This is a genomic window from Dactylosporangium sp. NPDC050588, from assembly GCF_040654975.1.
Classification (GTDB): domain Bacteria; phylum Actinomycetota; class Actinomycetes; order Mycobacteriales; family Micromonosporaceae; genus Dactylosporangium; species Dactylosporangium maewongense.
This window is the reverse complement of record NZ_JBFAJA010000045.1, coordinates 97,918-105,712: the sequence shown is the minus strand read 5'-3', so window position 1 is coordinate 105,712 and position 7,795 is coordinate 97,918. Positions and strand designations below refer to the sequence as shown.

Below are 7,795 nucleotides of genomic sequence, written 5' to 3'. Positions count from 1 at the left end.
CTATATCAAGACGGTGGGTGCGTGGGTCTACGGGGGGGGGGGCGTTAACACTACAAACCTGCCGATGGTAATGGGGGGCGCGCAACCCCGGCCCGGGCGGGGTGCGCGCACCCGGCCCGTCGTCGTGTCCGTCTCAGGCGACGGCCGCGGCCTTGAACGAGCCGTAGTATTCGGCGATCGCGTGGAACGACGCCTTCGGTTCGTACGTGTACGGCGACGCGGGGTCGGCGATGCGCTCCCGGATCGTCTTGACGATGCACAAACTCGCCGTGTCCAGGTCCAGCCGCGGGTCGTCCGGCGAGTGCGGGTGCGTCGGGTGGATGAAGTCGGTGACCGTCACCCCGCGGATGCCGGCCTCGTCGAAGATGCCGAACATCTTGGTGTGGAAGGCCGCCTGCGCCTCCTCGTCCCGCACGATCCCGTCGAGGATCTTCAGCTCGTCGAAGTCGCTGCGGTCGACCACGTCCCAGAAGAAGAACGCCTTCTCCTCCGCGCCGCGGTACGTGGCGGTGCCGAAGCCGGCGATGTCGATCGGCTTGCCCCAGCTGCGGTACCGGTCGATCTCCGCCGCGTGCTGCTCCGGCGTCAGGTACCGCGGCTGGTAGTAGTACATGAGCCCGATCGCGTCGAACGGCGTCCAGTCGACCTGCTCGAAGGGCGCCGCCGAGTAGCTGAGCTCGCCGTTGAAGACGCCGCGGGCCACCGTGGCCGCCTCGGAGAGGAAGGCGTTGAGCCGCGGCGCGGCGTCGGCGAGGTCGGCGGCGCTCTGCGGGCTCAGCAGGTAGTGGTCGTTGTCGGAGTAGATGTTGGCCATGCGCTGGTGGTAGTGCTCGCCAGGGGTGATGCCGCCGGTGAAGATGGTGTGCGCGGCGCCGACGGTCAGCGCGACGCTCGCACCCTCCAGGCGCAGGGTCTCCGCGAGCCGGCCGACGTCGGCCAGGTGCCGCAGGATCTCCTCGCGCGGGTGGTCGACCAGCCGCGGGTCCAGCAGGACGTGCAGGCCGTGCCCGATCGCCGCCCGGGCCGCGGTCTCGAGGCGGCCGAGGTCGGTGCCGTAGACGGTGACCGCGTTCGCGTTGAGCGCCTGCGCGATCATCGCGATCTGGGCGCGGATCTCGTCGTCGCCGACGGTCCGCGACAGTTCCCCCTGGCCGGTCGCGAAGTTGGAGCCGACGTCGTAGGCGACGCCACGGTAGGTGAACATGTCTGCGTCCTCTCTGGGGTTGCGGGTCAGGGGTTCAGCTCGTTGCGGCGGGGGCCGGTCGAGGTGAGGCTCCAGCCGGCGGTGAGCTGCCGGGTGTTCGGGCCCGGCAGCAGCCGCTCACCGGGCGCCGGCGGCAGCTGGGCGCTGCGCTGCTGGTCGGGGGTGAGGAAGACGTTGCGGGCCAGCTGGCTGCGCGGGATGTCGGTGTTGCGGGCGATGACGTCGCCCAGGCTCACCCGGTAGTCGATGCCGAAGAGGTTGCGCACCAGCGGCAGCAGCGGGTCGTTGGCGAAGAAGAACCGGTCGCCGTCGCGCAGCGCCTGGAACTGGTGCTTCCAGATCGCCAGCTGCAGCTCGCCGAACTCGGTGCCGGGCACGTGCTTCTCGGCGATCAGCCCGGTGAACGCGTCGACCTGGTCGACCGTGCCGTAGATCGCCTTGAGCCGCGCCGCCGTGGTGGTGCGCCGCACGCCGCGGACCGCGTTGTCGGCCTGGGCGGTCGTGGCGTGGCCGTTGATGTCGTACAGGGCGGTGTAGTCCATGATGTTCGGGTCGTTGATCTCGTTGCCGGCGGTGAGCAGCGGGTCGGCCGGGAACTCCTGCGTCGCCTCGCCGGTGATGGCGGTGAACGACGTCTTCGGCGGCAGCCCGTACGCGGCCCGCAGCTGGTTGTAGGTGCCCAGGCCGTGGTCGCGGCCGCGCTCGATGTCCACCGCGGCGAGGTCGTTGACGCCGGCGATGCAGGTCGGGCCCGACGGGTCCTCGGCGCAGCCGGGGTTGCCGGAGAAGTCGAACCTGCCGTTTCGCATCAGGTCGTTGATGATCTCGTCGTTCTTGTTCTGCGGGATCGAGCTCACCCCGCGCAGCACCGGGCCGAGCTGGAGCCGCTCGAGCAGGTCGGGGTTGAAGAACGTCTCCTCGCCGATCGGCACCGACAGCACGACCTGGTTGCCGGTCTTCTTGACGGTGACGCCGACGGAGGCGAAGTAGTCGAGGTCCGCCTGGCTCCACCGGCCGGGCTCGCCCTTCATCGTGTAGTGCGTGCCGATCATGCTGTGCGCGCGGTACCCGACGGTGGCGAACTCGTTGGTGACCCCGGCGTCGACGCCCGGCTTGTAGCCGCTGTAGGCGGGCAGCCGCACGCCGAGCGACGGCAGGAACTCCTGGTAGGTGATGTACTGCATCTCGGCGATGAGCACCGCGCGGGCGACCTGGAACTTGTCCTGCTCCGACATCCACGACGGCAGCTTCGACACGATCCGGTTGTGCTCGCGGTTGAACAGCGTGTGGGTGGCCAGCAGTCCGGGGTTCTCGTTGGCGCGCTGGTCACCGGCGACCGCGACGACCTCCGGGGTGGCGAACAGCGACCCGACGACCATCGGCGGCGCCGTCTCCCAGTTGCCGCGGCTGGCCGCGCGGGGCAGGTAGCCGCCCGGCATGAGCAGGCGCGCCCCGTTGTTGGCCGGGTTGCCGTCGACGGTGCCCTCGCGGATCCAGTCCAGGCGGGCGTCGGCGTTGCTGTAGACGGTCGCCGCGTCGATGTAGGAGCTGATCGCGTTGATCTGCTCGCGCGGCACCGTGACGCCGGTGCCCTCCTCGGCGATGGAGCGCTCGAAGAACAGGAACCCGAGGTCGTTGCGGGACGACTCCAGCGGGTCGGCGTTGTCGAACGGGATGTTCGCCTCCTCGCCGGACGGACCGGTCTGGCGCCGGCCGACCCGCTGGGCGATCGTGTGGTCCAGGAACTGGCCCCAGACGAAGCCCCACTGGCTGACCCCGCGCTCCGAGTACAGCTGCTGCGAGCCGCCGTTGATCACGCGGTTGCTGATGTACCGCGTGTTCGGGCCGCCCTGCGCCTGGTTGACCCCGTCGGCGTAGTGGTGGTCACCGACCCGCGGGTAGATGGTGTTCGTCCGTCCCCACTCGGGGTGCGACCGGTTGTTGGTCCCGCCGTCGAGGCCCTGCGCCTCGACGATGCCGAAGATGCCGCCGCCGGGCGCGGCGGCCTCGGCCGACGCGCCGGTGCCCATGACGCTCGCGGTCACGAACGCGAGGACCAACGCACCTCCTCGGCGGATCCGCTGCCCGCGGGCGCGACTGGACTGACCCATGGCTCTCCCCTCTCAGATGCACGGTTGGCGCCCGGCACCACGGTCCACATCGGACCCTCACCGCTGAGGACCGCTTCGGCGTGCCGGCGTCCGGACGTACCCGAGTCTTCACTGCATCAACGGTCATCGAGTTCTTGTTGCGTGCGGCCTCGCCCGCTTGGACCGGCGCTCCAGAGCCGCTCGATCCGTGGTCGATCCCTTACCTGACGCCGCGGATGGGGCGCACGAGCACGGCCGATCCGACGCCGACGACGGCGGCCAGCCAGAACAGCGTCGAGTAGCCGCCGAGGTGCAGGATCACCGGGCCGGACAGCGCCGGGGCGAGCAGCCCGGCGAGGGTGACGGCCAGGTTGATCAGGCCCATGTCCTTGCCCCGCCCGGCCGCCTCCGGCAGCACCTCGGTGACCAGCGCCTGGTCGACCGACATGTAGACGCCGAAGCCGAGGCCGAGCAGCACCGCGGCGATCAGCGCCGCCGTCCACGTCAGCGACACGGCCAGGGTTGCGCACGCGGCCGCCTGGAGCGCGGCGCTGACGATCGTCAGGTTCTTGCGCCGCAGCCGCCGGTCCGAGATCCGCCCCATCGGCACGCTGGCGAGCGACGCGACGATGACGTACACGGTGTTGAGCAGCAGGACACCGACGGCGGGGTCCGCGTAGTGGATCTCGTCCTGCAGGAAGAAGTACAGATAACCGGAGAACAGCCCGTTGGCGAGGAAGAACAGGAAGCGCCCGCTCATCGCCCACCAGAAGTCGGGGTGCTGCCGCGGGCTGACCCACAGCGAGCCGGTGAGCGCCCGCCACGTGAACGGCGCCCGCTGCGCGCGCGGCAGCGCCGTGCCCCGGGTGAACAGCGCGAAGGGCAGCACGCCCAGCACCATCAGCACGCCCATCGTCACGTAGCCGGCGGTGACGCCGGTGACCGCCACCGCGACCAGCGAGATGCACACCAGCAGGCCCAGCGAGCCGCCGACGCCGCCGCCCCAGGCCGACACGGTCGCCCGCTGCCGGACCGGCACGTCGTCGGGCACGACCGCGACGAGGCTCGTGCTGAGCACCGCGATCGCCACGCCCGCGGCGACGGCCGTCAGCAGGTAGCCGGCGACCGTGGTCTGGAACGCCTGCACGGCGAAGACCGCGCCGGTGCCCAGGGCGCCGGCCAGGATCCACGGGTGCCGGCGGCCGGAGCGGGCCGTGGTGCGGTCCGACAGCGCCCCGAACAGCGGGCTGAGGAGCAGGGCGACGAGCCCCGTCAGCACCCCGGCGAGGGCGAACATGCCGACCTTGCCGGCCGGGTCGACCCGCTCGGCCAGCTGCGGGCCGACGACCGAGGCAGCGCCGTACACGAGGCCGGACAGCATGAAGTTGGCCAGTGACCACAGCAGGATCCACCGTCCGGTGACGCGACGGGTCGGCTCCTCCAGCGCGGGGACGGCGGCAACGCCGGTCTGTTCCGAGGCCGCTTCGGAGATGGTCATCGTCGATCTCCTTTCATAGACGCACACCAGGGCGAGCCCGGGACCCTCCGTCACCGCTGCACCGCTCACACCGCACTGTCGCCGCAGCGGGGGCCGCCCGCATCTCCCGCCGTGCCGAGCCGTGACGCCCCCGGCGGCACGCATTTCAGGAGATGCGGCCCGCCGCGCGGCGGTGTGACGCTACTTGGACGAAATTGCCCGGCGATTGCAGGAGGTGACCCGCTGTGGCCGATCATGTCGGAGGCCGTGCCGTGGTGCTGGGCGGAGGCATGGGCGGGCTGCTCACCGCCCGCGTCCTGGCCGAGTCGTTCAGACAGGTGTCCATTGTGGACCGTGACGCGCTCATGGGCGTGGACCGGCCGCGCCGCGGCGTGCCCCACGCGCGGCACGCACACGCACTGCTGGCCCGCGGGCAGCAGATCCTGGAGGAGCTGTTCCCGGGGCTGCGCCAGGAGCTGATCGACGCGGGCATCCCGGCCGGCGACATCGCCGGCAACCTTCGCTGGTACTTCAACGGGCGCCGGCTCGCCCCGGGCAGCGCCGACCTGCTGAGCGTGTCGGCGACCCGGCCGCAGCTGGAGGCGCACGTTCGAGCGCGGGTCGCCGCGCTGTCCAATGTGGACTTCATGGAGCGGTTCTCCATCAACGGGCTCGTCACCGGCGCCGGCGGCCGCGTCACCGGGGTGCGGGTGCAGAGCGACGACTTCGGCATCGCGGCGACGCTCGACGCCGACCTCGTCGTGGACAGCACCGGCCGCGGCTCACGGACCCCGGCGTGGCTGGAGGAGCTCGGCTACGGGCGGCCGGCCGAGGACAAGGTCAAGGTGGACCTCGCGTACACCACCCGGCACTTCCGCCTGAAGAACGACCCCTACGGCACCGACCTGTCCATCAACCCGGTCGCCAGCCCGGCGAACCCGCGCGGCGCGTTCTTCCCGAAGCTGGCCGACGGCTCGTCACAGCTGTCGCTCACCGGCATCCTCGGCGACCACCCGCCGACCGACCCCGAGGGCTTCATGGCGTTCGCCAAGACGCTCGCCGCGCCGGAGATCTACGAGGCGATCCAGGACGCCGAGCCGCTCGACGACCCGGTGACGTTCAAGTTCCCCGCCAGCGTCCGGCGCCGGTACGAGCTGATGCGCGCCTTCCCCGCCGGCCTGCTCGTGCTCGGCGACGCCGTGTGCAGCTTCAACCCCGTCTACGGGCAGGGCATGACGGTCGCCGCGCTGGAGGCGTGGACGCTGCGCAACATGCTCGCGCACGGCTCGATGCCCGACGCGCGCCGCTTCTTCCGCGAGATCGCCAAGGTCGTCGACGCGTCCTGGACCATCTCGGCCGGCGCGGACCTGGGCTTCCCCGGCGTCGAGGGCGACCGCACCTTCCAGGTGCGGATGGGCAACGCGTACATGGCCCGGCTGCACGCCGCGGCCGTCACCGACCCCACCGTCACCGCCGCGTTCTTCCGGGTGGCCGGCCTCGTCGACCCGCCCACCGCGCTCATGCGCCCCACCATGATGCGCCGAGTCCTGGGCGCTCCCAAGCTCGCCCGCGCCGCCTAGGCGCTGCGCGTCTTCGCCCCCGCCGCCTAGCCCCACGAAGGAGTTCCCGATGCGAGTCCTGTTCACCCCGTACCCCTCGGTCGCGCACCTGCTGCCGATCGTGCCGCTGGCATGGGCGTTCCAAAGCGCCGGGCACGAGGTCCGGGTGGCGTCGCATGCCGGCTTCATGCCGCAGATCGCGGCGACCGGCCTGACCCCCGTGCCGCTCGGCGACCCTGACTCGCACGAGGCCCGGCTGCGCGACGACGCACGCCGGCCGGCCGAGGCCGCCGAGGTGCTGCGCTACGCCGACGTCATGGGCCTGGACGCCGTCGAGCGCGAACACTGGATCACCTTCTACCAGTACCTGCTCAACCCGATCGCCGACTACGTGCGCACCGACCTGCCGGAGTGCGCCGACCTGGTCGCCTTCGCCCGCGCGTGGAAGCCCGACCTGGTGCTGTGGGACGAGCTGTTCTACGCCGGCCCGGTGGCGGCGGCGGCCAGCGGCGCCGCGCACGCCCGCTTCATGCTCGGCCCGGACGAGATCGCGTGGAGCGTCGACCGGCTGGAGGAGCACGCCGCGGAGCTCGTGGCGGCCGGCCTGTCGGCCAACCCGCTCGCCGACGTCATGCGCCCGATCGCCGAGATCTACGGTCTCGAGGTCGACCGGGAGCTGATGCTGGGCCAGTGGACGCTCGACCCGATGCCGGAGCGCTTCGGGCCGCCGACCACCGAGAAGGTCGTGCGGATGCGGTACGAGCCCTACAGCGGCGCGCAGACCGTGCCGGCGTGGCTGAACGAGCCGCCGCGCCGCCCGCGGGTCGCGCTGACCCTCGGCGAGTCGACGCGCCGCTTCGTCCCCGGCGACTGGGACCGCACCCCGAAGATCCTCGAGGCGGTCGCCGGCCTGGACATCGAGGTCATCGCCACCCTCAACTCCCTGCAGCTGCAGGGCCTGGAGTCCATCCCGGACAACGTCGTGGTGGTCGACTGGCTGCCGCTGACGCAGCTCCTGCCGACCTGCTCGGCGATCATCCACCACGGCGGCATGGGCACCTTCGCGGCCAGCCGCGCCTTCCGGGTGCCGCAGCTCGTCTGCGACACCGAGGAGTCCGTGCTCATGCGGCAGGAGAAGGTCGAGGCGCCCACGTACACGATCGGCCGGGAGTTCGGCGTGCGCGAGGAGACCGAGGTCGAGACGACCCAGTGGATCGTGCCGGCGAAGAAGCTGGAGGCGACCTGGACGTCGGAGTACGTCATCACCAACCACGCCGGGGCCCGGCTCAACCACCGCACACTGACGGTCGAGGAGATCGGCAAGCTGATCCTCCAGGTCGCCGGCGAGGGCGTCTATCAGGACGGCGCCAACGACATCTACGAGACCTGGCTCGCCACCCCCGCGCCCGCGCAGGTCGTCAAGATCTTCGAGGGCCTCGTCTCCTTCCGAAAGGGCCGGTGAGCG

At 71.4% G+C, this 7,795-nt stretch carries 5 protein-coding genes; 2 read left to right on the top strand and 3 right to left on the bottom strand.

Annotated features, from left to right (window positions below; translation table 11 throughout):
• Positions 1 to 133: 133 nt before the first annotated feature.
• From AB0I21_RS29300 to AB0I21_RS29290, 3 genes are all read right to left on the bottom strand, one after another.
• Entirely contained in the window at positions 134 to 1,204 is a 1,071-nt protein-coding gene (locus AB0I21_RS29300) for an abortive infection protein (RefSeq protein ID WP_360565939.1), read from the bottom strand.
• 26 nt (positions 1,205 to 1,230) lie between these two features.
• A complete protein-coding gene (locus AB0I21_RS29295) occupies positions 1,231 to 3,264 on the bottom strand; it encodes a peroxidase family protein (RefSeq protein WP_360565937.1) in 2,034 nt (677 codons plus the stop codon).
• A gap of 250 nt (positions 3,265 to 3,514) precedes the next feature.
• Positions 3,515 to 4,792 (bottom strand): MFS transporter, encoded by a 1,278-nt coding sequence (locus AB0I21_RS29290; RefSeq protein ID WP_344508653.1) that lies wholly within the window; start codon positions 4,790 to 4,792, stop codon positions 3,515 to 3,517.
• A 269-nt stretch (positions 4,793 to 5,061) separates the two neighbouring features.
• Between AB0I21_RS29290 and AB0I21_RS29285 the strand changes: the two genes are divergently transcribed.
• Together AB0I21_RS29285 and AB0I21_RS29280 are read left to right on the top strand one after the other, a co-directional pair.
• Positions 5,062 to 6,351, top strand: a complete 1,290-nt coding sequence (locus AB0I21_RS29285; protein WP_360565949.1) for an FAD-binding monooxygenase — start codon at positions 5,062 to 5,064, stop codon at positions 6,349 to 6,351.
• A 49-nt stretch (positions 6,352 to 6,400) separates the two neighbouring features.
• The gene (locus tag AB0I21_RS29280) at positions 6,401 to 7,792 is read left to right on the top strand and encodes a nucleotide disphospho-sugar-binding domain-containing protein (RefSeq protein ID WP_344508655.1); all 1,392 of its coding nucleotides are present in this window, start codon (positions 6,401 to 6,403) and stop codon (positions 7,790 to 7,792) included.
• The last annotated feature ends 3 nt before the right edge of the window (positions 7,793 to 7,795 follow it).